General features: G+C 48.8%; 22 protein-coding genes. 7 read left to right on the top strand and 15 right to left on the bottom strand.

The features are described from left to right. The first annotated feature begins 54 nt into the window (after positions 1-54). Positions 55-1,773 carry a gamma-glutamyltransferase gene (ggt, locus tag D0Y50_RS08480; RefSeq protein WP_408640695.1) on the top strand — a complete coding sequence of 573 codons (1,719 nt, stop codon included), beginning with the start codon at positions 55-57 and terminating at the stop codon, positions 1,771-1,773. A gap of 102 nt (positions 1,774-1,875) precedes the next feature. Here the strand turns inward: ggt and D0Y50_RS08485 are convergent, their stop codons facing one another. Together D0Y50_RS08485 and cysK are read right to left on the bottom strand one after the other, a co-directional pair. Then, positions 1,876-2,334, bottom strand: coding sequence for a hypothetical protein (locus D0Y50_RS08485; protein WP_117316453.1), 459 nt, complete (start codon positions 2,332-2,334; stop codon positions 1,876-1,878). A 398-nt stretch (positions 2,335-2,732) separates the two neighbouring features. Further along, positions 2,733-3,698: a cysteine synthase A gene (gene cysK / locus D0Y50_RS08490; RefSeq protein ID WP_108566944.1), complete on the bottom strand. Its 966-nt coding sequence runs from the start codon at positions 3,696-3,698 to the stop codon at positions 2,733-2,735. 279 nt (positions 3,699-3,977) lie between these two features. Here cysK and D0Y50_RS08495 point away from each other — a divergent pair, with 279 nt between their 5' ends. From D0Y50_RS08495 to D0Y50_RS08515, 5 genes are all read left to right on the top strand, one after another. Continuing rightward, positions 3,978-4,814 (top strand): AAA family ATPase, encoded by an 837-nt coding sequence (locus D0Y50_RS08495; protein ID WP_108566945.1) that lies wholly within the window; start codon positions 3,978-3,980, stop codon positions 4,812-4,814. Then, entirely contained in the window at positions 4,814-5,989 is a 1,176-nt protein-coding gene (locus tag D0Y50_RS08500) for a vWA domain-containing protein (protein WP_117316455.1), read from the top strand. The genes D0Y50_RS08495 and D0Y50_RS08500 overlap by 1 nt, the downstream gene beginning before the upstream one ends. Positions 5,990-6,096: 107 nt before the next feature. Next, complete coding sequence (locus D0Y50_RS08505) at positions 6,097-7,083, top strand: XdhC family protein (protein ID WP_117316457.1); 987 nt, start codon at positions 6,097-6,099, stop codon at positions 7,081-7,083. Next, positions 7,062-7,667, top strand: coding sequence for a nucleotidyltransferase family protein (locus tag D0Y50_RS08510; RefSeq protein ID WP_117316459.1), 606 nt, complete (start codon positions 7,062-7,064; stop codon positions 7,665-7,667). Before D0Y50_RS08505 ends, D0Y50_RS08510 begins: the two co-directional genes overlap by 22 nt. A gap of 41 nt (positions 7,668-7,708) precedes the next feature. Beyond that, positions 7,709-8,437 carry a rhomboid family intramembrane serine protease gene (locus D0Y50_RS08515; RefSeq protein ID WP_232366490.1) on the top strand — a complete coding sequence of 243 codons (729 nt, stop codon included), beginning with the start codon at positions 7,709-7,711 and terminating at the stop codon, positions 8,435-8,437. Here the strand turns inward: D0Y50_RS08515 and D0Y50_RS08520 are convergent. From D0Y50_RS08520 to cmoA, 9 genes are all read right to left on the bottom strand, one after another. Further along, on the bottom strand, positions 8,422-9,033 hold the full coding sequence (locus D0Y50_RS08520) for a MarC family protein (RefSeq protein WP_108566949.1): 612 nt from the start codon (positions 9,031-9,033) through the stop codon (positions 8,422-8,424). The two genes, D0Y50_RS08515 and D0Y50_RS08520, sit on opposite strands and share 16 nt — an antisense overlap. After that, on the bottom strand, positions 9,030-10,427 hold the full coding sequence (locus tag D0Y50_RS08525) for an MATE family efflux transporter (RefSeq protein WP_117316462.1): 1,398 nt from the start codon (positions 10,425-10,427) through the stop codon (positions 9,030-9,032). Before D0Y50_RS08525 ends, D0Y50_RS08520 begins: the two co-directional genes overlap by 4 nt. Continuing rightward, positions 10,424-11,683 carry a molybdopterin molybdotransferase MoeA gene (gene moeA, locus D0Y50_RS08530; RefSeq protein WP_117316465.1) on the bottom strand — a complete coding sequence of 420 codons (1,260 nt, stop codon included), beginning with the start codon at positions 11,681-11,683 and terminating at the stop codon, positions 10,424-10,426. The genes D0Y50_RS08525 and moeA overlap by 4 nt, the downstream gene beginning before the upstream one ends. 169 nt (positions 11,684-11,852) lie before the next feature. Then, positions 11,853-13,613, bottom strand: a complete 1,761-nt coding sequence (locus D0Y50_RS08535; RefSeq protein WP_108566952.1) for a sugar phosphorylase — start codon at positions 13,611-13,613, stop codon at positions 11,853-11,855. A 3-nt stretch (positions 13,614-13,616) separates the two neighbouring features. After that, positions 13,617-14,840, bottom strand: a complete 1,224-nt coding sequence (locus D0Y50_RS08540; protein ID WP_108566953.1) for a glycosyltransferase family protein — start codon at positions 14,838-14,840, stop codon at positions 13,617-13,619. 8 nt (positions 14,841-14,848) lie between these two features. Continuing rightward, entirely contained in the window at positions 14,849-15,667 is an 819-nt protein-coding gene (locus D0Y50_RS08545) for an HAD-IIB family hydrolase (RefSeq protein ID WP_117318688.1), read from the bottom strand. A 2-nt stretch (positions 15,668-15,669) separates the two neighbouring features. Next, a complete protein-coding gene (locus D0Y50_RS08550; protein WP_117316467.1) occupies positions 15,670-16,548 on the bottom strand; it encodes a kinase in 879 nt (292 codons plus the stop codon). An 85-nt stretch (positions 16,549-16,633) separates the two neighbouring features. Further along, complete coding sequence (gene cmoB / locus D0Y50_RS08555; RefSeq protein WP_108566955.1) at positions 16,634-17,617, bottom strand: tRNA 5-methoxyuridine(34)/uridine 5-oxyacetic acid(34) synthase CmoB; 984 nt, start codon at positions 17,615-17,617, stop codon at positions 16,634-16,636. Continuing rightward, complete coding sequence (cmoA, locus tag D0Y50_RS08560) at positions 17,610-18,353, bottom strand: carboxy-S-adenosyl-L-methionine synthase CmoA (protein WP_117316469.1); 744 nt, start codon at positions 18,351-18,353, stop codon at positions 17,610-17,612. Before cmoA ends, cmoB begins: the two co-directional genes overlap by 8 nt. A gap of 168 nt (positions 18,354-18,521) precedes the next feature. On the opposite strand from cmoA, the gene D0Y50_RS08565 reads away from it, so the two are divergent. After that, on the top strand, positions 18,522-19,157 hold the full coding sequence (locus tag D0Y50_RS08565) for a response regulator transcription factor (protein WP_108566957.1): 636 nt from the start codon (positions 18,522-18,524) through the stop codon (positions 19,155-19,157). Between the two features lie 103 nt (positions 19,158-19,260). Here D0Y50_RS08565 and lipA read toward each other — a convergent pair whose 3' ends face one another. From lipA to D0Y50_RS08585, 4 genes are all read right to left on the bottom strand, one after another. Next, positions 19,261-20,223: a lipoyl synthase gene (gene lipA / locus D0Y50_RS08570; protein WP_117316471.1), complete on the bottom strand. Its 963-nt coding sequence runs from the start codon at positions 20,221-20,223 to the stop codon at positions 19,261-19,263. After that, positions 20,216-20,800, bottom strand: a complete 585-nt coding sequence (lipB, locus tag D0Y50_RS08575) for a lipoyl(octanoyl) transferase LipB (RefSeq protein WP_232366513.1) — start codon at positions 20,798-20,800, stop codon at positions 20,216-20,218. The genes lipA and lipB overlap by 8 nt, the downstream gene beginning before the upstream one ends. Positions 20,801-20,872: 72 nt before the next feature. Further along, positions 20,873-21,136: a DUF493 family protein YbeD gene (ybeD, locus tag D0Y50_RS08580; protein ID WP_117316473.1), complete on the bottom strand. Its 264-nt coding sequence runs from the start codon at positions 21,134-21,136 to the stop codon at positions 20,873-20,875. Positions 21,137-21,221: 85 nt separating this feature from the next. Then, positions 21,222-22,367 (bottom strand): serine hydrolase, encoded by a 1,146-nt coding sequence (locus D0Y50_RS08585; RefSeq protein WP_408640696.1) that lies wholly within the window; start codon positions 22,365-22,367, stop codon positions 21,222-21,224. Positions 22,368-22,391 lie beyond the last annotated feature (24 nt).

The raw sequence follows: 22,391 nt of genomic DNA on the forward strand, positions 1-22,391 counted from the left end.
TTGAAACATCCTAAGGGAGCAATCAAAACGACATTGTGTGCCATTTCGGCGAGCCTGGTTCTGGTGTTTGGCAGTGCCGTAGCCTGGGCGCAAACCGCCAAGATTGAAACACGGGAGCCCGAGGCCAATACCGGCTATCAGCATAAGCAAGCGTTTAAAACTGACGACTATATGGTGGTAGCCGCGAACCCTTATGCTTCCTGGGCTGGCAAAAATATTATAGAGAGCGGTGGTAGTGCCATTGATGCTGCTATTGCCATTCAGGCAATGCTGACGCTGGTCGAACCGCAGTCTTCCGGTATTGGTGGGGGCGCCTTTATCCTGTACTGGGATAATCAGAAAAAACAGTTACATACGTTTGATGGCCGGGAAACGGCACCCTCTCAGGTAAATGCCTATTGGTTTATGCAGAATAATAAACCTATGCCCTGGCTCGAAGCTCTGGTAGGTGGCAAATCAGTGGGCGTACCTGGGGCTTTGCGCGGGCTTGAATTGGCGCACCAGCAATATGGTAAATTGCCCTGGAAAAACCTGTTCAATGATGCCATCGATACTGCGGAGCAGGGCTTTAAGGTGTCACCGCGACTGGCCAAGTTGGTGGCCCTGGATTATCACCCCGGATTGCGTGAGTTTCCGCTTAGTAGCACCTATTTTTTTCCGGGCGGTATGCCTTTAAAAGCGGGTGTCACGCGAAAAAATAAACCCCTGGCGAATACCCTACGGCAGATCGCCGACCAAGGTGCCGACTATCTGTACACAGGAGAGTTGGCTAGCCATATTGTTGAGACTGTTAATAACGCGCCGGTGAACCCCGGGAAACTTAGTCTGGATGATTTACGCAACTATAAACCGCTGGAACGCACGGCGGTATGTGGGCCGTATCGGGACCGTAAGGTCTGCGGCATGGCGCCGCCCAGTTCTGGCGGAATCAATGTCTATCAGATTCTTAAGCTGTTGGAAGGTTTTGACATTGGTTCTTATAGCCCGTTAAGTCCGGCGTTTATTAATTTGTTCGCCCAGGCCAGCGCGATGACATTTGCTGACCGCGATAAATACATTGGCGATACCGACTTTACTAATTTGCCAGTCGCGGCGTTAATCAACCAGCCTTATCTCAAGCGCCGGGCACAAAGTATCAGCCCTGACAAAGCCTGGTCGAAAGCACGGGCAGGCAAACCTTATGATGATGCTAAAGTAGGCCAAGGCGTGTCGCTGGAACAGCCTAACACCAGTCATATATCAATTGTAGATAAGCAAGGCAATGCTATTTCGATGACCACCAGTATCGAGTTTATGTTCGGTTCAGGTTTGATGGTTGATGGCTTTTTATTAAATAACCAGCTAACCGATTTTTCCTTTAATCCTACAAGTGGCCGTTACCCGGTGCCTAATAGGGTGGAACCGCACAAGCGCCCTCGCAGCGCCATGAGCCCGACTATGGTATTTGATAAGCAAGGCGAGTTGGAATTGATTATCGGTTCACCTGGCGGCAGTAGAATTATCGATTATGTGGCCCAGACCATTATCGGCGTAGTAGATTTCGATTTGGATGTGCAACAGGCTATAAATTTGCCACGTATTACAAACCGTAACGATTATACAGCGCTGGAAAAAGGTACCGAAGCTGAAACGCTGAAAGCGCCGCTTGAAGCGTTAGGTCACCCGGTTAAAGTGATCGATTTAAACAGCGGCTTACATGGTATACAAATCAAAAATGGCCAGTATATCGGGGGCGCCGACCCACGACGAGAAGGTGTAGCAGTAGGGCAGTAGCCTATATTACACCCTTCAGCGTTCCCTGCCTGGGGCTGAACCATCCGTGTTGCTAAACGCAGGTATTCGGGTGTTTAGCCTCTATCCGGTAGGGGCACCCGGTTACATATAATCTGCGGTAACCCGGTCAACTTTCCATTGGCCGTTTTGCCGTACCAATTGCACCGTGCGTAAATCTTCAATTCGGTCATCATCATAGGTCCCACTGAAAAATAAGGTAATCGATGCGGTTTCAGAAAATTGCGCCCGGCCAATTTTATTACCGCCGTCCGGTACTATGTTGACCTTATCGTATTTCAGGTTGAGCACATGACGCTGTACATTGCGGTTTGTATGATAACTGTTGAGCACCCGCTGCATACGATCAGTACTTAGCGCCACGGCGCCGTCAATAGACTCCTCGTGATAAATGCTACGGGCAAACATCAGTGCTGCATACTCAGGGGTTTTATCGTCAATCTCACTGTCGCCAACTGCGCCGCGTTGGGGTTTTTCGCATCCGTTTAATAGTAAAACGCACAGCACAGCCGCAACATATTTATAAAATTGTATCCTTAGCATTAGTTCTTCCTTTAAAAGTGCGCTTTAACAATAATATCCATCCTCTTTGTTCAATCATACCCTCTTTTTAATAGCAAAATAAGGCCAGGCAACGCCATTAAGCTATGCGATACAAGTCGCTAGAATAATACTGTAAACCTGCATTGCGGTGGCCCAGCGCATCTGCGATAGCAGACAGATGATAATCGCTCGCAGGGTAAAGCGACTATCATCCCCGAGTTGGATAAATTCCCTGCCTTTTGCCTGGCACTCACATGGCAATACGCACCAGGCGCGCTTCTGTTTAAAGCAATAGCCGGTCGCCTTACACATAAAAAAACGGGGCGCAAGAGCCCCGTTTTTCAATTGTGCAATAGGTGGTTACGCGCAGTTCACTACCTGCGCTACCAGCTTGCTGGTTATTGAACTTCTTCCTGATCGCCAAATGCGCCAGCAAACAGTGGACTGCTCAAATAACGTTCAGTAGCACTAGCCAGTAATACCACAACAACTTTGTCTTTATTTTCCGGACGTTCAGCAAAACGCTTAGCAGCGACTACCGCCGCCCCTGAGGAAATCCCTGCCAGAATGCCTTCTTCTTTCATTAAACGATGCGTCATTTCCATACACTCATCATTAGTAATCTGCTCGACTTCATCAATTAGATCCAAGTCGAGGTTACCAGGGATAAAGCCGGCTCCTATGCCCTGAATTTTGTGCGGCCCTGGGGTCAGTTCCTGACCATTTTTGGCCTGGGTGATTACTGGCGAGTCCGTGGGTTCTACTGCAATAGAAATAATTTGCTTACCCTTGGTGTTTTTAATGTAGCGGCTTACCCCGGTAATGGTTCCACCTGTGCCTACACCTGCTACGAATGCATCCACTTTGCCATCCGTATCTTCCCAAATTTCAGGGCCGGTGGTTTTTTCATGAATTTCAGGGTTAGCAGGGTTATCAAATTGCTGTAGCAGGACATATTTATCAGGATCGGAATTAACAATTTCCTGCGCAGCGGCCACCGCACCTTTCATTCCTTTAGGCGCTTCCGTCAGTACCAGATTGGCACCTAAGGCTTTCAGTAGTTTACGGCGCTCAAGGCTCATACTGCTAGGCATGGTTAAGGTCAGCTTATAGCCGCGCGATGCCGCCACAAATGCCAGCGCTATACCGGTATTACCGCTGGTGGGCTCGACAATCTCTTTACCCTGGGTCAATACACCGCGCTTTTCAGCGTCCCAAATCATGTTAGCGCCAATACGGCATTTCACACTGAAACTTGGATTACGCGATTCAATTTTTGCATAAACATTGCCGCCGGTGACCCGGTTCAGCTTAACTAACGGTGTACGGCCAATGGCCAGTGAATTGTCGTCAAATACGTTCATAAGTCGTCCTTTATTCGCTTGGAATATCTGCAATAGGCGATGGTCAGCGTTTTACCGTCGGCATTAGCCATTTTACCGTACCATCTCGCTGTACACTCTCAGCGTACGAGCTCGCCGTGCGATCTCGCTGTACCTTGGCGCCAGTCGCATCATATTTTGATTATCTTTCATATCATTGGTGCCGCAGACTAAAAATTAAAGTGATTTTTAGCTATATGATATGGTTATTTGTATTGATAACTAATTTGTGGCCTAGTGTGGCAAAACCAAGGAGCATGCATGGCATTTCACAGCACCGACAATTATATCGCCAGTAAAGAATTACAACTGGCCGTTAATGCGGCTATCACGTTACAAAAGCCCCTGTTAATTAAAGGCGAGCCGGGCACTGGTAAAACAATGCTGGCTGAAGAATTAGCCGCCAGTCTCAATACCTCATTAATACAGTGGCATATTAAATCGACGACCAAAGCCCAGCAAGGATTGTATGAATACGACGCAGTATCCCGCCTGAGAGACTCACAATTGGGCGATGATCGGGTCCATGATATCAGCAACTATATTGTAAAAGGCAAACTTTGGCAGGCCTTTGAAGCGGGTGACCGCCCGGTTTTACTAATCGATGAAATAGACAAAGCCGATATTGAATTTCCGAATGACCTGTTGCTTGAACTGGATAAAATGGAATTCTTTGTTTATGAAACGCAGCAGGTCGTTAAGGCGGCGCAGCGGCCGGTGGTAATTATTACCTCTAATAATGAAAAAGAGTTACCGGATGCATTTTTACGACGGTGCTTTTTCCACTACATTCAGTTTCCTGATGCCGAACAGATGCGGGATATTGTTAATGTACATTTTCCCTCGCTTAAAAGTCGGCTACTGGATGAAGCTTTAAATGCTTTTTTTGACATTCGCGAAGTACCGGGCCTGAAGAAAAAACCTTCTACTTCCGAGCTAATCGACTGGTTAAAACTGTTATTAGCTGAAGATATACCGCCTGAAGCATTGCACAACAAGGAGGGCAAAACTGCTATTCCGCCTTTGTATGGGGCGTTACTTAAAAACGAACAGGATATCCATTTGTTCGAAAAACTGGCCTTTATGGCACGTCGCTAATGCTTATCGATTTTTTCTTTACCCTACGTCGGTACAAAGTCCAGGCCAGTCTGCGTGAATTGTTAGATTTACTGGGCGCATTAGAGCACCATGTGGTCTACGCTGATATTGAAGGGTTCTATTATTTGGCGAGGCTGACCCTGGTCAAAGATGAAACTCGGTATGACCATTTTGACAAAGCCTTTGCAGATTATTTTGCCGGCGTACAGACATTGGATTTATTCGACCGGGATATTCCTGAAGCTTGGTTGCGTAAAGCCTTTGAAAAAAACCTGACAGCTGAAGAAAAAGCCCTGCTAAAGAGTATGGGGGGACTGGACGAATTAATGAAAACCCTGCAGGCTCGTCTGGCTGAGCAACAAAAGCGCCATCAGGGGGGCAATAAATGGATTGGTACAGGGGGTACTTCACCCTTTGGTGCGTACGGCGATAACCCCGAAGGGGTGCGTATAGGGCAACCAGGTAATCGCAACTTTTCAGCGGTGAAAGTCTGGGACAAACGCGAGTTTAAAAATTTATCCTCAACGGTAGAGCTGGGCACCCGGAACATCAAAATAGCGCTACGAAAACTGCGTAAGTTTGCCCGCACCGGGGCCACCCTTGAACTTGATGTTGATCACACTATCCAGGAAACGGCCCGTAAAGGGGGGCTGCTGGATATTCATATGCGCGCCGAGCGGCACAATGCGGTGAAAATACTTATGTTTTTTGATGTAGGCGGTTCAATGGACTCGCATATTCAGGGGACACAGGAGTTATTCTCGGCTGTACATACAGAATTCAAACACCTTGAATATTTTTATTTTCATAATTGTGTATATGAAAATGTATGGCGCGATAACGCGCGCCGGCGCAGCGAAAGCATACCGGTTTGGGACATAATTCATCGCTTCGGTAGTGACTATAAGGTTATTTTTGTAGGTGATGCTACGATGGGACCGTATGAGATAACCTATCCAGGAGGTAGCGTTGAACATTGGAATGAGGAGCCGGGTAGTGCCTGGATGCAACGCTTGCTTAACCACTTTCACGATGTAGTGTGGTTGAACCCGCAGGCGATTGACTACTGGCCTTATTATCAGTCGATTGCGGTGATGCAGGAGATTATGTCACAGCGTATGTATCCACTTACCCTGGATGGCCTGACAGCAGCAATCAGTAAATTGAGTCGTTAACCGATAGTGCTTTTTAGTGAACAAATTTGCCTCACCAAGTGTACTGATAAACAGATGACCACAACCGTCTGGTAGCAATACCCGACAGGAACCCGGCGACATAGCGAATGAAACATCATTTTTTCCATATCCTAGAAAATTGGTATGCCCACAAAGATGAAGGGCAATGGCTATTAGCCACTATCATCAATACGCGCGGCTCTGCGTACCGAAAAGCCGGCGCGATGATGTTGTTTAATGATCAGGGCGGTCAGTTAGGCGTGGTGAGCGGGGGATGTCTGGAAAGTGATTTGTTTCACCAGGCGCGTAAATGCTGGATGACCGGCGAAGCGCGCACGGTAACCTATGATATGCGAGAAGAAGGGGATGTAGCATGGCGTCTGGGGATAGGCTGTGGCGGGGAAGTGACGTTATTATTGCAACCGGTTACCGCTGAAAATCATTATCTTTATTTGCCACAAATGCTGACACAGTTAAAACAGCACGAGCCCGTAACAATTTATCATCAAACCGGCCGCGGCAACGCCAGGTGCGAAATTAATCCTTCAGTTGAACACTCAGATGGCTTTTGTCACACGATTAGCCCTCCTAACACTTTGATGATAATGGGTGGAGGGGTAGATGCTTTGCCGCTGGCTGATATGGCCACGCGGATTGGCTGGCGGGTGTTTGTTAATGACGAACGCGCGCGTTATGCCCGGCCTCACGACTTTGCCCAAGCCAGTGGCTGTACCGAATTGGACGCTGAGGCGCTCAGCAACACGGTTCCTTACCAACAGGCCGATGCCATTATTGTTATGCACCACCAGGTATCGTTGGACGCCCAAGCTATCCGTGCAATAAGTTTACAGGCTCCGCCCCGGCTTAAGTATCTGGCACTACTGGGGCCACAACATCGTACGCAACGCGTGTTAAGTGAAGCCAATGTGGCGGTAAGCGAACTACCGCTAGCCTTACAGTCGCCGGCCGGATTTGATATTGGCGGCGATTTACCTGAGTCGATTGCCTTATCTATGTTATCTCAGGCGCATGCGGCGGTGCATAATAAACCTTACCAAATTAATAGTCTGGCATGTCAGTCGTTCTCGGCGTAGCCATCCTGGCGGCAGGCAAAGGCCGCCGTTTTGGAGGGAACAAACTGCTGGCTACCTTAGGTAGCGGGCAATGTTTGCTTGACCATACACTCACCCAGTGTAGCCCATTAAGTGCAGTGCCGGTGGTAGTGGTAAGCGGGGCTTATCATGATGCCTTGTCGCAACATCCGTTTTCCACCGAGATATCACTGGTCCACAATACCCATTGGCAACAGGGCATGTCTGGAAGCATCGCGCTGGCCGTGAAGCATATGCAACGTCAGCATCCAGAGGTTACTCATTTACTTATTACGCTTGGCGACTTGCCCCTGGTAACCACTACCAGTTTACGTAGTTTATGGGATGTAGCAAAAACCGAACCGGCCACTATTATTGCCAGTTTTTGGGAAGGTAAAGCTACGGCGCCGGCTATTTTTCCAAAACAATACTGGCCGGTGTTGGCGCAGCTTTCGGGCGATCAGGGGGCAGGCATGTTGTTACGAGAAGGCATGGCGCAAAGCCCGCCGGCGTGTATACCCGTGCCTCACGGTGAAGCCAGTGTGGATATTGATACCCAGCAAAACCTGGCTGCCCTTAGCAGTTGATTGATAATCGCCGTTTTTCCCCCATTATGTAGGTATCTCCAATGGCGAAGCATGACGCTTTGCCGGCTATAATGCGAGCCCTTATGCCGTTGACCTCTTCACATCAATATAGCCTGGCCGAGGCCATCAAGCGCAGTGTAATACTGGTTGCATTGCTATGGATTATTCAATCCGCGGGCGTGTTGTTCAATTTACCATTAGCAAACCTGGCAGTGTATCCGCATGCGTGGGACCGGCTTTATGGAATACTTAGTGCGCCACTGGTGCATTCCGGATATGAGCATTTATTCAATAACACGTTACCTTTGGTGGTTTTAGGTAGTGCGCTGCTTTATGGGTATCCCGCCACGCGCAACAAAGTGTTGTTATTAGTCTGGTTAGGCAGTGGAATCGGCGTATGGATGTTTGCTCGCGAAGCAAACCACCTTGGGGCCAGCGGTATTGCTCACGGCATGTTTTTTTATTTATTCGTAGGCGCAATTTTGCGCCGCGACGCGCGTTCGGTGGGGTTAATGCTGATCGCATTTTTGATGTATGGCACGATGATTTTAACTATTTTTCCGACGGAGCCGGATATTTCCTATGAAGCCCATTTCTTTGGCGCAGTCTCGGGCGGCATAGCTGCGCTGTTGTGGTGGAAACAGGATCCTAAACCCACCATCAAGCGCTATAGCTGGGAAAATCCGGATGAGGCTGACGATCCGGTCATTGGCGAACTATGGCAGCAATCGCCCCATCCAGACGACGATGAAGGTTATAAAGAAAAGTAATCTTTAATCCCCGCCAGGGTGTTCGCTGTCGCGAGGGCGGCCAAAATTAATCCCATTACCCGGCTGATAATATCAGCCCCGCCATTGCCGATTACTTTAGAAAGGCCATTGGCCCCAAGCATAACCAATAGCGTAATTAGCAAAATTACCAGCATCACCAGGGCGGTTTGTGTTTGCTCCCACAAACTGTATACCTGGTTCCGGGTTAACAGCACCGCCGCTAGCATAGCGCCGGGGCTTGCAATAGAGGGTAGGGCAAGCGGATAGATAGCGGTATCTTTTAAGGACTTGGCAAGCTTTACTTCAGTTTGTGGTTTACTTTGCCCAAAAATCATTGATAGGGCGAACAAAAATAACACAATGCCGCCCGCTATTTGAAACGCGGCCAGGGGGATATGCATGGCGTTTAAAATAAGTTCGCCAGCCACAATAAAAAACACCAGCACCGCGCAGGATACCGCAAACGCCATTAACGCAATCCGACGTTTTTCCGCAGCAGTATTGCCGGCCGTCACAGCCAGGAATACCGGTAGCGTACCAATCGGGTCTATAACAGCAAAAAAATAAATAAAGATTTGCGTTACATCAATGGTCATAGCGTGCCACTTAATCCTTGTTGAAGATGAGCCGTTGGGCGTTGCCGGTGCACCAAATAATACACTCTGGCGCCCAGTAACACGGCCGCGCTGCTCAGGCCAACAATAAAGCCTATCCAAAAACCTGCAGCTTCCATAGGTTGTGCGGTAAGCCAGTCAGTGCGACCTAAGATAATGCCGGTAGGCAAGCCTATTAGCCAGTAAGCGAAGAAAGTAATAACAAACATCGCTGTAGTATCTTTGTATCCTCTTAATGTGTTTGCTGAAATAACCTGAATGGCATCAGAAAACTGGAACATGGCAGCGTAGATTAACAATGCAGCCGCCAGCGACGAGACCGCCGGATCCTGAGTATAGAGATCAATAATGAATTCTTTTGCCAACAGGGTAAAGCTGGCGGTGCCCACGGCCACTATCAAGCCGATACATAAAGCGCTATTAACCGCAGTAGCGGCTTGCTTAAGATTGTTCTGGCCGACGCGGTAGCCGACCCGGATAGACACGGCCATACCCATGCTCAGTGGAAACATAAACATCAGTGCGGAAAAGTTAAGTGCCACCTGATGTGCAGCTACTGTCGTTGCCCCAAATGGTGCTAAAAGCAGTGCCACTACAGCAAACAATGTGACTTCAAATAATAACGTCATCGCAACCGGAAAACCCAGCCGAAAGGTACGTATCATCATCTTTAGTGATGGCGGCGCAATATGGGCGAATAAGCCAAAATGATGTAACCGCTTGCTTTTGGCGGTGTACACCAAGGTCGAGACAAACATAACGCTAATCACGATAGCGGTGGCAATACCACACCCGGCGCCACCAAATGCAGGTATCGGGCCTGCGCCATAGATAAAAAGATAATTTGCTAAAATATTAAAACCTAGTCCAATGACCGTAATGATCATAGTGGGTTTGGTGTTTCCCAGCCCCTCACAGTAGTTTCGCAGCCACTGGTACAAGGCAAAGGCTGGCATACTGAGCAGGACGTAACGTACGTAATCCAGCGTAATCGCATATAAGCCGGCTTCCATTGGAAACCACCGCAATATTGCCGGTACGGCGGGATACAGGGATAAAATGACTACCCCCAGAATAAGCAGTAAATAGCCGGCTTGCTGTGCGGCAAATGCCACCTGGCCCGATGCCTTGCTTCCCTGGTAACGGGCTATAATGGGGGGCAGAGCAAGGGCGATACCCTGCAAAAAGCACATCAACGGAATGGTGATACTAAAGCCGAGCGCTACGGCGGCCATATCCAGTGCGTTATATTGGCCGGCCATAACGGTATCGACCACACCCATCAGCATTTGCGTGATTTGCGCAACCAACAGAGGCCAGGTCAGTTGAACCAGGCGCTTACTTTCAAGCGCAAAGCGTCGTGAGACTAATTTCACAGTGGGGGAGTGCTCCGCATACCAGGTTGAGAGATAAGATGTGAGAATGGTTGAACCATCACGGTTGTGCCGGCAACCACATCTGCGCTATCGGCAGCTACCACAATGTAACAGTTAGCCTGGGTAACAGTGGTCATGACCCCCGAGCTTTGGCGAGGGAGCGGCGCCACCAACCACTGGCTATCTTCGTCTTGCGACAGCACGGCGCGAACGTATTCAACACGACCGGGGCGGTGCCTTACCGCAGACTGAACTATCGCACGGAACTGTAACGGCTGGGGAGCACTGGTGTCACCCTGAAGCGCGCCTATTAAAGGCAAAACCAACTGCTGGGTGGTGACATAAGCGGAGACTGGGTTGCCCGGAACGCCGCAAAATAAGCAATTATTCAACTGGCCAAAGGCAAAGGGTTTACCAGGTTTAATCGCGACTTTCCAGAAACCGATATCGCCCAGCGAGTCGAGTACCGATTTGACATAGTCGGCGTCGCCTACCGAGACTCCCCCTGAGCTAATGATTAAATCCGCTGTGGCCGCAGCCTGGGTGAATGTATGGGCCAATTGGTCCGGGTCATCGCGTACAATGCCCAAGTCAATAATATCTACATCATAAGGCCGTAACAGCGCGGCTATACCCACACTATTAGAGTTATAGAGCTGGCCGGGCGCCAAGGGACTGCCTGCCTGCTGTAACTCGTCGCCAGTAGCCATAATAGCCACGCGCAGTTTGCGCTTTACCAGGCAGTCTGTCAGTCCCAGAGAGGCCAGTAACATTAAATGGCTGGCCTGTAGGCGCGTTCCCTGGCGAATAACTACCTCACCCTGACAGACATCATTGCCTTGAGGGCGAATATTATCGTTAATTTCAGGCGCAGTAATAAGCATTACTGTATTGTCGCTGCGCTGGGTGTTTTCCTGCATAACTACCGCGTCAGCGCCTTGAGGAATGCCAGCGCCGGTCATAATACGCGCGGCCTCGCCGTGCTGAATTTGCAAAGTGCTTACGTCATCGCCGGCTAATATAGTATGTACCACTTTCAATGTAATGTTATTGCGCAGCGATGCAGCAGGGACCGCATACCCATCCATGGCCGACACAGCCTGGCCGGGCACATCGATAGGCGCAGTGATATCTTCGGCCAGAATTCGCCCAAGGGCGGCGGGAATGTCGCATCGTTCGCTTTGCTCTACCGCAGTGGCGTATTGTAAAAGAGAGGAAATTGCCTCTTCCAAGGTCAGCCAGTTAGAAGCGGACATGTTAAACTCCTTGATTCAGCAATTAAAAAGCTGATTATCGCTAAAATAGGATAGGGGTGCTACCGGTTTGTGAGGAAAATAGCGTGGCGGGTAAAAAGTCAGCAGTGGAAAGCGGAAAAGCACCAGGCTGAATTAGCCAGCCTGGTACTGCACGTGATAGAAAAGCCGGTTATTGCGGGTCCTGGTTACTTATCCATACCGTCTGATATGGTTTCAACTGCAAGTAGCCGCTGTCGCCGTCTATTTCTTCGCGGGTAATCAGATCTATCCAATGATCAGTACCAATTAAATTGATATCGGTTAGCAGAACCGATTGCTCTTCACAGGTGATATTAGCAATACAGAATAAACTCTGCTTACGGTCCAGACTTTGTCGCCAATAGCCGAATAACTGATTACCCAGTTGCAGCGTAAACTGCGTAGCGTTGGGATGAAACGCCGGCTGGGCTTTGCGAATACGGATTAACTGCGACATTCTGGTTAACACTTTATGATGCTGAGAAAACGGCGAATCAAGCAATGCTTCCAACTCGCTCAGGTCCCACCGCTTGCGATTTATAGAGCGGTTCTGGCCAGTATTTGCCACTTTTTCATAGTCGTTCGAGGTACCCAGCAGACTGTGAATATACACCCCCGGGATCCCTTCCATACCCAGCATAATTGCATGCGCGCAAATAAACCGGTCCACCTGCCACCGATCAGGGCCAGCGGTGGTCCCTTGCAGTGCATCAAACAGCGTGATATTGATTTCATAAGGCTTTTGCTGGCCATGTGCCGACGCTCGCCAGGAAATCTTGCCGCCGAAATTTTGCATGGTATGGACCAGCGTAGATATCTCCTCATCGTCCAGCAAACCTTCTGCCGGGCGCAACCCTATGCCATCATGCGAGGCAATAAAGTTAAAATAGGTCGTACCGTTTTGGGCGGGCGGCATACTCATCATCCAGCTTTTCAAATACCGGCAATCGCCGGTTACCAGCGTATTTACCAACAATGGTGGGAGTGAAAAGTTATAGATAGCATGGGCTTCGTTAGCATTACCAAAATAGGTCAGGTTTTCGCGGTTCGGAATGTTGGTTTCGGTAATAATAATAATACCGGGGTCAACATGCTCAATAAGCGTGCGCATCAACCGGATGACTTCGTGGGTCTGGTCTAAATTAATGCATGAGGTGCCCACAATCTTCCATAAAAACGCCACCGCATCCAAGCGGAATATCTTGGCACCTTTATCAATATAAAGCCGAATAATTTCCATAAATGCCAACACCACATTGGGGTTGGTAAAATCGAAATCGACCTGGTCATGGCTAAATGTGCACCATACGTATTTGGTGCCGTCATTGGTCTGGGTTTCCCTTAGCAATGGCGACACTCGCGGACGGGTGACCTGAGACAGGTCATCGTCCGGGCTGGCAGTGAAGAAAAAATCACTGCCCGGGCCTTCCCCTTTAATAAAGTTTTCAAACCATGCGCTACGGGCAGAACAATGGTTCACCACCAGATCAAACATGAGGCCGTAATCTTCTGCAAGCCGGGTAACATCTGACCATTCCCCCAGCGATTCATTCACGCTGGAATAGTCGATAACCGAAAAACCATCATCCGAACTATAGGGAAAGAAGGGCAGAATATGCACCTTATTGATGGTGTTTTTGCAATAAGTCTGCAAAAACCGGTTCAATGTGAACAAAGGCTTTTCATGACCATCCATGACGCTATCGCCATAGGTGATCATGATGATGTCTTCTTCATCCCAATAGTTGGAATGAGACTGCGGCGAGACAATATCATTGTCCTCGTGCAGTCGCATCGTTTTCATTAGCTGGGTAGCCAGTTCACCCACCGGCCTGTCCAGTTGAACATCGGCATAAATAGCCTGCAGATGATGTGATACTTTTTCGTGTAATGTATTCCAGTTTGCAGTCATGGATTACTCCAGTAATTCAGACGTGTCAGCCTCTACTGCCTCCAGCAGACGATCAAGAATGTCAGGTACCGCACTGGTTACCCGGTTCCAGCTAGGAATGAAGGGGGTTTCCATTGGGCTATCCAGAAAACTCTGACCAGCTTTCATGATATTACTGGCAAACATTTCCACGGCTTTCTCTTCGCTATGAATGTCTAACTTCAAGCCATTCATTACCGCATCATTATGATAGGTTTCCACAAAATCCAATGCAATCCGGTAATAGGTTGCTTTAATTGAGCGGAATGTTTCGGTACTAAACGTCGTTCCCTGGGTGGCTAGCTTGCGAAAAACTGCTTTTGTAATGTCGATAGACATCTTAGATAAGCCGCCCTGGTCATCATGTAGCGATAAATCCTGATGTTTGTGATCGTAGGTTTCTGCAATGTCTGCCTGACACAGGCGATTGTGAGAATAGTTGCGGTGCATTTCCGATAGCACGCCGATTTCCAGTCCCCAGTCACTAGGAATGCGTATGTCATTGAGCACATCGCGGCGGAACGAAAACTCGCCGGCGAGCGGATAGCGAAAACTGTCCATAAATTCGAGATATTCGTTATCACCCAGCGTACGTTTTAATGCACGCAACAGCGGCGTAACCAGCAGTCGCGAAACCCGACCATTAATTTTGCCGCCCGCTACCCGGGCATAATAGCCTTTACAAAATTCGTAATTGAACATGGGATTGGCAACCGGGTAAATCAGCCGGGCTAACAGATCGCGCTTGTATGTCACAATATCGCAGTCATGCAACGCCACCGACTCAGCGCGGTTAGAGGCTAGGATATAGCCCATGCAATACCAGACGTTGCGGCCTTTACCTAATTCTTTAGGGGCCAGGCCTAGCTCGGTTAATTCATCATCAATTGCCTTTAAGCGCGGACCATCGTTCCACAACACTCGATGGTGCTGGGGTAAACGACCGAAGAATTTAAGCGCACTCTGGTATTGTTCTTTGTTCGCGCGGTCCAGGCCGATAACGATTTCAGACAAATAGGGCACATTGGTCAGCTCGTCAAGAATGTGGGGCAGGGCTTCGCCTTCCAACTCGGAATACAGCGACGGCAGAATAAGCGCCATCGGACGTTTTTGTGAGAAGCGAAGCAATTCAGCTTCTAGCTCTTCAGTAGGGCGATTAGCCAAATTGTGTAACGTTGTGACCACACCGTTTTGATAAAAATCGGCCATGTGTCCTCCTAAATAGGTAATGAGAGCAATGATGTTAGAATTTCAGTCCAGCCTTCGGGGCCGAGTTTAGTACTGGTAAACACGTTTTCGTCTTTGTTTACGGCTGGCGGCGCATGACTGGGTGAGGCGATACGTACCGCGACATCAGCTGCTTCCAGCATGGCCACGTCATTTTTACCGTCACCTAAAGCGATAGACCGCGCTTTACAGTGATGTTGTCTTTCGTACTCACTGACCAGCCAGCGTAATGCATCCCCTTTGTTGCAATCGCCAGATACATGAATAAACCGGCCGCCTTCCAACGGATAAGCCCCACGTGAGCGTATTGAATCAATAAAGTCCTGCTTACGGCTGTCTTCTCCCTGCCACAAAACGGGTTCGCCGAATTGTCGCTGAGCAGCCAGTTTGGCAGAGGCTTCGTCCAAGCCTGTTGCCTGTTGTATTTGTTCGATACTCATCTGGCTAAAGTGCGTAAATTCACCGGCATACTCATCTTTAATTTTTTCTAGCAGCTTTAGCCAGTAATTCTTTGATGAGATAAATGATTTGCACCAAAAACCGTCCTGCCATACGGTGCCGGTAGGTTTTTGATCAAAAAAACCGTGAGGGATATAGGCAGCAGCGCCGTTTTCCACAATAAACGGTCCGGCGAGATCAATTTGCTTCCGTAATACCAGCATTTCAGCAAACGTTTTGCTGGTGGTAGGTATAACCGGAATGCCCCGGTTTTTTAACGCTTCCAACGTGGGCGCGGCCGCGGCAAAACTATAGGTGTCATGGTCGAGCAAAGTGCCGTCCATGTCTGTAAACACAAGGATGTTGTCCAAATTCATGGTTTCCCTTTCAATACCTGGGTAATCGAACGTTGCGTATCCAGCGTAAACACGCGGTCGCAGCGTGCCGGTAAATGCGTAAAGCACTGCTCAGTGAGTCGCTGATAATGCTGTATAAACCGGGCTATCTGTACATCATTCATTATTGCCTGGCTGCGCTCGGGTTGTTGACGCGCTGCCAACTTATGTTCCTGTTCACAGCGCCAGCGATAGACATGATCAAAGGATGGTCCTTTAAGCATGATCCAATAGTTCATCTGGGCAAATAGCGACTGATAGCGTCCGGCCAATTGGGTATTCACAAAACGACGCCAAATGCCTTCGGGGTCTTCTGTGTCCTCAAGCGCGTTCACTGGCTTGGCCAGTTTACGCTCATCCTGGGCTGGGGCACCCCAACACCAACCCTCCATTAAAACGGTATCAACCGGCGTATTGATCACCGGCCACTGTTCAGTTGGATAAGGATTGTCCGTTGCCTTATTAAAACGGGGCAGTGTGACAGGCTGATGTTGCTGCAAGGCGCTGAGTGTTTGCGCTAATAATTCGGTATCGTGGGTGCCGGGTACGCCCCGGGTGGCAAGCAGGGGATGGACTTTGGTTGCCAGTAAAGCACGCTCATCACGCGGCAAATAAAAGTCATCCAGTGACAATACCGCCACTGTTTGCTGATGGTGGGAAGTAAGATAATAGGCTAAGAAATCGCATAAAGTAGATTTGCCAGATCCCTGGCAGCCATTCACGCCCACCATTAATGGCCCTGATGCACCACTGTTGTGCATGGCCAACTCGTCGGCTAACGGTATGAACCATTTTTGTGCAGTGAGTGCGTAGCTATCCGGTAAATTGTGGGTGGCTAAAAAGCCTGCTAGCGCCATAGTGCTACCTATCCTGGTGCGATTTCGCACATTATCGGTGAAAGACAAGTAACAACTATTGTGCCAACTCCCCGCTCAGGTCAAGCTATTTACGGGTAGCAATGAGCACCGCCCGTTGTGGTGCAGCATAGCCTTCAATGGTTTTTGTTGGATCTTCCGGGTCCAGAAAGTCGGCTAAACTCTGTCCTTGCATCCATGGTGTTGCGCGCTGTTCCTGGGTACTGGTGACTGACACATCGGCCAATCTTACATTTTTAAAACCGACCCGTTCCAACCATAAGGTCAGTGCCGCCACACTAGGTAAAAACCACACATTGCGCATTTGCGCATAACGGTCGGTCGGCATGAATACCGTTGATGTGTCTCCCTCTACTACCAGGGTTTCAAGGACGAGTTCGCCCCCGCGACGCAATTGCAATTTAAGTTGCTCCAAAAATTGCATTGGATCTTTACGGTGATACAACACACCCATAGAAAATACTGTATCAAACGCCTGTAACGGCTGCATTTGTTCAATACCCAGCGGTAAATAGTGCACCGGGCGCGGCCCGATAAAGTGTTTTATTGCCTGAAACTGAATCAAAAACAGTTCGGTGGGGTCAATGCCTATCACACAACGGGCGTCCTCGCCCAGCATTCGCCATAAGTGATAGCCGCTGCCGCAGCCTACATCCAGTACTTTTCTATCCTTCAAACTACTGATATGTTCCACCACCCGATCCCATTTCCAGTCTGAGCGCCATTCAGTGTCAAGGTGCATTCCGTAAATATCAAACGGCCCTTTGCGCCACGGCATAAACTGGCGCAACAACCCTTCTATTTGTTTGTGCTGATGCTCACTAATGTTCGTCGCTTCGCCTATACGCACGCCGTCTTTAATACAGACATCCTGGGCGGGTAAATCAGGTAGTTTCTCGATTAACCGGCACCATTTATCAAATTCACCATGCTGTCCTTGTTTATCCCAGGCCGCTAACTGTGCGGGCAGAGTTTGCAGCCAGTGCGACAGGCCCTGTGTGACCAAACACTGATACGCCTCGTCAAACCATTGCAAAGCTAGCTTATTCATTATCGTCTCCTTTAATAGCAACCAGCGACATAAAGTTGTAGCACTGATACCACTTCACTACGTCGCTAAAGCCGGCTTCCAGTAAACGGGCCTGGTGCACCTCAAATGAGTCAGTAAGCATGACCTTTTCCAGGGCTGCGCGCTTTTGCGATACTTCCAGTTCGCTATAGCCGTTGTCACGCTTGAACTGATGATGCAGGTCTATCAGCAACTCATTGCCCTGCATGGTGGGATGGCTGACTTTTTCTGAAAGTACCATGATACCGCCGGGATTAAGGCCAGCATAAATACTCTTAAGCAGCGCCAACCGGTCCTGCGGGGTGATAAATTGCAGGGTAAAGTTCATTACCACCATCGATGCATTATCGATATCCGCATCCTGCGCCAGCTTCTGTTCAACCTCGATGGGATTGGGCAACGCGAACGCCCGAATAGTGCGGTTACACCGTTCTACCATCGCGGCCGAGCTGTCTATGGCGATAATTGAGCAGGGCGTCTGGGCAGTAGCCCGGGCCACCGATAAACTTGCAGCGCCCAGGGAACAGCCCAAATCATAAACGCGGGTATCTCTTTTAACATATCGGCTGGCAAGTTCGCCAATGGTGTGTACAATAGTCTGGTAGCCGGGAACTGATCGTTTGATCATATCCGGAAATACATCAGCGACAGCTTCGTCGAATGTAAAATCTTCTACGGATTTCATAGGAGAGGCGAAGATAGTGTCTTGTTTGTGCACAGTGGCAAGCCTTTGCTAACAGGGATAGACCGCAATTTTACCTTTCTGGCAGTATTTTCCAATTACTGATGAAGAAAATTTGCAAGTTTATCAATGAATTTTCTTTTTCACATTCCCTGATTAGTCTAAAGTATAACTAACGCCATTCTAATTTAGGTATGAAATATAATGACGCAGATTCTGGTTGCCGACGATCATCCATTGTTCCGAGAGGCTCTGCGAGGTGCACTCGCTCCCTATTTCAAAGATACTGAAATACTGGAGGCTGAGTCGCTTGACTCTATGATGGCGGTGCTTGATGAGCAGCGCAATGTCAGCTTGGTGTTACTGGATTTAACCATGCCCGGCGGTGAGTATTTTAACGGACTGATAACGGTTCGCGAAGCTTATCCGGATATTCCGGTGGCTGTGGTATCCGCCAGTGAAGGCATAGAAGTAGTGGCGCAGGTGATGAGTCTTGGTGCGCAGGGTTTTATACCCAAATCGGCGCCCACCAAAGATATCGCTCAGGCAATTATTCGCATTACCGAAGGGCACACCTGGGTACCCGAAGCCATGCAGGCCGAGCTGGAAGCAGTAAATGAAGAACTCGCACAACTGTTGCAGCGCTTCAGAGAACTGACCCCTAAGCAAATTCAGGTATTGTCATTTTTACGGGCAGGGTTGATGAATAAGCAAATTGCCCACGAAATGAATGTGACCGAAGCAACAATAAAGGCGCACATTAGCGCTATATTGCGTAAGCTTGAAATTAACACGCGTACGCAAGCGGTGTTGCTGATGGATAAACTTCAGTTAAGCTAACAGTTGCGGGCTTATCGCATTGCTCGCATTGGTTATTACACCACAAGTTATAAAAAAACCGGCTATCCAGCCGGTTTTTTTGTAGGTCGCAACCACCCGTGATTTATTTCACTTGCTTACCGGCAGCCTGCTGGTCAGCATGGTAGCTTGAACGCACCATAGGACCCGAGGCAGCCTGCTTGAAGCCAATTTCACGTGCATAGTCGCCCAGCGCATCGAAATCAGTAGGATGAACATAGCGTTTCACCGGGAAATGGTGGCGACTTGGCTGTAAATACTGGCCTAATGTAAGCATATCTACATCATGCGCCCGTAGGTCGCGTAATACGCCTTCTATTTCATGGTTTTCTTCACCCATACCCATCATCAGGCCTGACTTAGTCGGTACATGAGGGTGCTGCGCTTTAAACTTTTTCAGCAAATCCAGTGACCACTGGTAGTTTGCGCCGGGACGGCACTCACGGTATAGCCGTGGAATAGTCTCCAGATTATGGTTAAACACATCCGGCACACCTTGCTTAAAGATTTCTAATGCCCGATCCATCCGGCCACGAAAATCGGGTACCAGAACCTCGATGGTGGTTGAGGGGCTATGTTCGCGGATAGCATTTATACAATCTACAAAGTGTTGTGCTCCTCCGTCGCGCAAATCATCACGGTCCACCGAGGTAATAACCACATACTTAAGGTCCATCTCAGCAATAGTGCGGCCTAGTTTTTCAGGCTCTTCAGCGCTTGGCGGTAAAGGTTTACCGTGGGCCACATCACAAAACGGACAGCGGCGGGTACAAATATCACCTAAAATCATAAAGGTGGCCGTACCATGGTTGAAGCATTCAGCTAAATTCGGGCAGCTGGCTTCTTCGCACACTGAATGCAGGTTGTTTTTGCGTAGCGTCTGTTTGATATGGTCGATACGATCCGTGGTACGCGGTAGCTTGATTTTTATCCACTCAGGCTTGCGCAACATTTCTTCTTTGTCGGTAGGAATAATCGTTACCGGAATATGTTTGACTTTTTCATCGTCACGGAGCTTCACTCCGGCTTTGGGACGTGCGTTACTCATCAAAACCTTCTTTATACAATGTGTCCTGAATAGTTAACTCATTCAGTAATTTGGCTACCAGGGCAGGGCCGGCTTCTGCCATAGAAGCGGGGCCGCCCAGGCGCTGAGTATCTATCATTTGCATACCGGCGTAGCCACAGGGATTAATTCTGTCAAACGGTGACAGGTCCATGGCAACATTTAACGCCAACCCGTGAAACGAACACCCCCGGCGAATTCGTAATCCTAATGAACAGACCTTTTGTTCATCGACATAAACGCCCGGTGCATCTTTTTTGGCATAGGCGGTTATAGAATATTCTGCCAACAACGCGACCACAGCATTTTCCATCGCTGTAACCAGGTGGCGTACACCCAGTTTGCGCCGTTTTATGTCCAGCAGCAAATAAATAACCTGTTGGCCAGGACCATGGTAGGTAACCTGGCCGCCTCTGTCTACATTGACTACCGGTATATCACCCGCCATCAAAATGTGTTCAGCTTTACCTGCCTGGCCCTGGGTGAATACGGCATCGTGTTCCACTAACCAGATTTCATCGGCGCAATGAACATCCCGGGTATCGGTAAACTGTTGCATTTTATGCCATACAGGCAGATAAGCCTGACGGCCTAATTGGCGAATCACTAACGCCGGGTTATCGGTTGCCACTTATAATACAACCCGAACTAATTCAATTTTTGCCAGCTCGGTATAAATGGTTTCCATGTGCTCTTTGCTTGTCACCTTAACACTCACTGACACAGAATGATAATTGCCTTTACTGCTGGGTTTTACGGTCGGCGAATAGTCTCCAGGAGCGTGTTGCTGCAAGCAGGCAACCACTTGATTAGACAGATCATCATCTGCTACACCCATCACTTTAAATGTTTGAAAGGTGGGAAAATCCAGTAATTCATCAAAACGGGTATCCATGCGATATCCTTCACTGCAAATAAAAACGGCCAGATTGTAACAAATCTGGCCGCCTTAGAACTAGGTTTTGTTACGTTTTATGCGGTTACTCTTCCCAGCCAATCTGCAACATAGCCCAATCCCAGATACGGTCGAACATGCTACCTTCGTTGACTTCTTGTAACGTAACCAGAGGGTATTGCGCCACATCTTTACCTTCAAGTTGGATATACAAGGTACCTACGACTTCACCTTTGGCAAGTGGCGCTTCAAGTTTTTTATCCAACTCGAAGTTAGCCTGCAGGTTCTCCGCCTGACCGCGCGGGATAGTAATAGGCGTTGCCTGATTAATACCTAAGTCAACGGTGTCGCGATCGCCCATGTATATACGATGAGCGACAAAGCTTTCACCTGCTTTGTAAGGGGTTACTGTTTCGTAAAAACGAAAGCCGTAACGCAGTAATTTTTTGTTCTCAACTTTACGCGAGCGCTCGCTATCAGTGCCCATAACTACCGCAATCAACCGCATATCGCCTTGGGCCGCTGAGGTAATCAAACTATAGCCAGCATCAGAAGTATGGCCGGTTTTAATACCATCTACGTTCAGACTCTTATCCCACAGCAGGCTGTTGCGGTTGTACTGTTTAATTCCGTTGTAGCTATATTCTTTTTCGCTGTATATCGCATAGATAGACGGGGTTTCTGCTACCAGGGCACGGGACAATATAGCCATGTCTTTAGGGGTAACATAATGATCCGGGTCGTGCAGACCGTGGCTATTAACAAAATGCGAGGTGGTCATACCCAACGACTGGGCATGAGCGTTCATCATACTGGCAAATGCATCTTCAGAGCCGGCTACATGCTCAGCCATAGCCACACACGCATCATTGCCTGATTGTATAATAATGCCGCGCAATAAGTCAGCGACTTTAACCTGGGTACCCACTTCAATAAACATTTTTGAAGAGTCAGGAAATTTCTTCGCCCAGGCATTTTCTGAAATAGTCACTTCATCTTCAAGGCTGATGTTACCTGCTTCCAGCTCTTTACCGATAACGTAGGTCGTCATCATTTTAGTCAGGCTGGCCGGAGGCAGTTGCATTTCGGCGTTTTTAGACGCGATAACGTGGCCCGTTTCATAGTCCATCAGGACGAAACCTTCGCCATTAACATCTGGCGCCGGAGGGGTAACCACTGCAGCACTGGCTGACAGGCAAAAAATAGATAACAGTAGTGTAACCAGTGCCATGAAAGGCACACTGGCGGAAGGCTT

This window comes from Salinimonas sediminis, assembly GCF_003429285.1.
In the GTDB taxonomy this organism is placed as follows: domain Bacteria; phylum Pseudomonadota; class Gammaproteobacteria; order Enterobacterales; family Alteromonadaceae; genus Alteromonas; species Alteromonas indica.

Bases quoted from the DNA above. Each gene is read 5' to 3' on its own strand.
- lipA (WP_117316471.1), bottom strand. From the start codon at position 20,223: ATGAGTAACGCACGTCCCAAAGCCGGAGTGAAGCTCCGTGACGATGAA.
- D0Y50_RS08500 (WP_117316455.1), top strand. From the start codon at position 4,814: ATGCTTATCGATTTTTTCTTTACCCTACGTCGGTACAAAGTCCAGGCC.
- D0Y50_RS08585 (WP_408640696.1), bottom strand. From the start codon at position 22,367: ATGGCACTGGTTACACTACTGTTATCTATTTTTTGCCTGTCAGCCAGT.
- D0Y50_RS08485 (WP_117316453.1), bottom strand. From the start codon at position 2,334: ATGCTAAGGATACAATTTTATAAATATGTTGCGGCTGTGCTGTGCGTT.
- D0Y50_RS08565 (WP_108566957.1), top strand. From the start codon at position 18,522: ATGACGCAGATTCTGGTTGCCGACGATCATCCATTGTTCCGAGAGGCT.
- D0Y50_RS08510 (WP_117316459.1), top strand. From the start codon at position 7,062: ATGTCAGTCGTTCTCGGCGTAGCCATCCTGGCGGCAGGCAAAGGCCGC.
- D0Y50_RS08505 (WP_117316457.1), top strand. From the start codon at position 6,097: ATGAAACATCATTTTTTCCATATCCTAGAAAATTGGTATGCCCACAAA.
- D0Y50_RS08520 (WP_108566949.1), bottom strand. From the start codon at position 9,033: ATGACCATTGATGTAACGCAAATCTTTATTTATTTTTTTGCTGTTATA.
- cysK (WP_108566944.1), bottom strand. From the start codon at position 3,698: ATGAACGTATTTGACGACAATTCACTGGCCATTGGCCGTACACCGTTA.
- D0Y50_RS08550 (WP_117316467.1), bottom strand. From the start codon at position 16,548: ATGGCGCTAGCAGGCTTTTTAGCCACCCACAATTTACCGGATAGCTAC.
- D0Y50_RS08495 (WP_108566945.1), top strand. From the start codon at position 3,978: ATGGCATTTCACAGCACCGACAATTATATCGCCAGTAAAGAATTACAA.
- lipB (WP_232366513.1), bottom strand. From the start codon at position 20,800: ATGCAACAGTTTACCGATACCCGGGATGTTCATTGCGCCGATGAAATC.
- ybeD (WP_117316473.1), bottom strand. From the start codon at position 21,136: ATGGATACCCGTTTTGATGAATTACTGGATTTTCCCACCTTTCAAACA.
- D0Y50_RS08535 (WP_108566952.1), bottom strand. From the start codon at position 13,613: ATGACTGCAAACTGGAATACATTACACGAAAAAGTATCACATCATCTG.
- cmoB (WP_108566955.1), bottom strand. From the start codon at position 17,617: ATGAATAAGCTAGCTTTGCAATGGTTTGACGAGGCGTATCAGTGTTTG.
- moeA (WP_117316465.1), bottom strand. From the start codon at position 11,683: ATGTCCGCTTCTAACTGGCTGACCTTGGAAGAGGCAATTTCCTCTCTT.
- D0Y50_RS08515 (WP_232366490.1), top strand. From the start codon at position 7,709: ATGGCGAAGCATGACGCTTTGCCGGCTATAATGCGAGCCCTTATGCCG.
- D0Y50_RS08540 (WP_108566953.1), bottom strand. From the start codon at position 14,840: ATGGCCGATTTTTATCAAAACGGTGTGGTCACAACGTTACACAATTTG.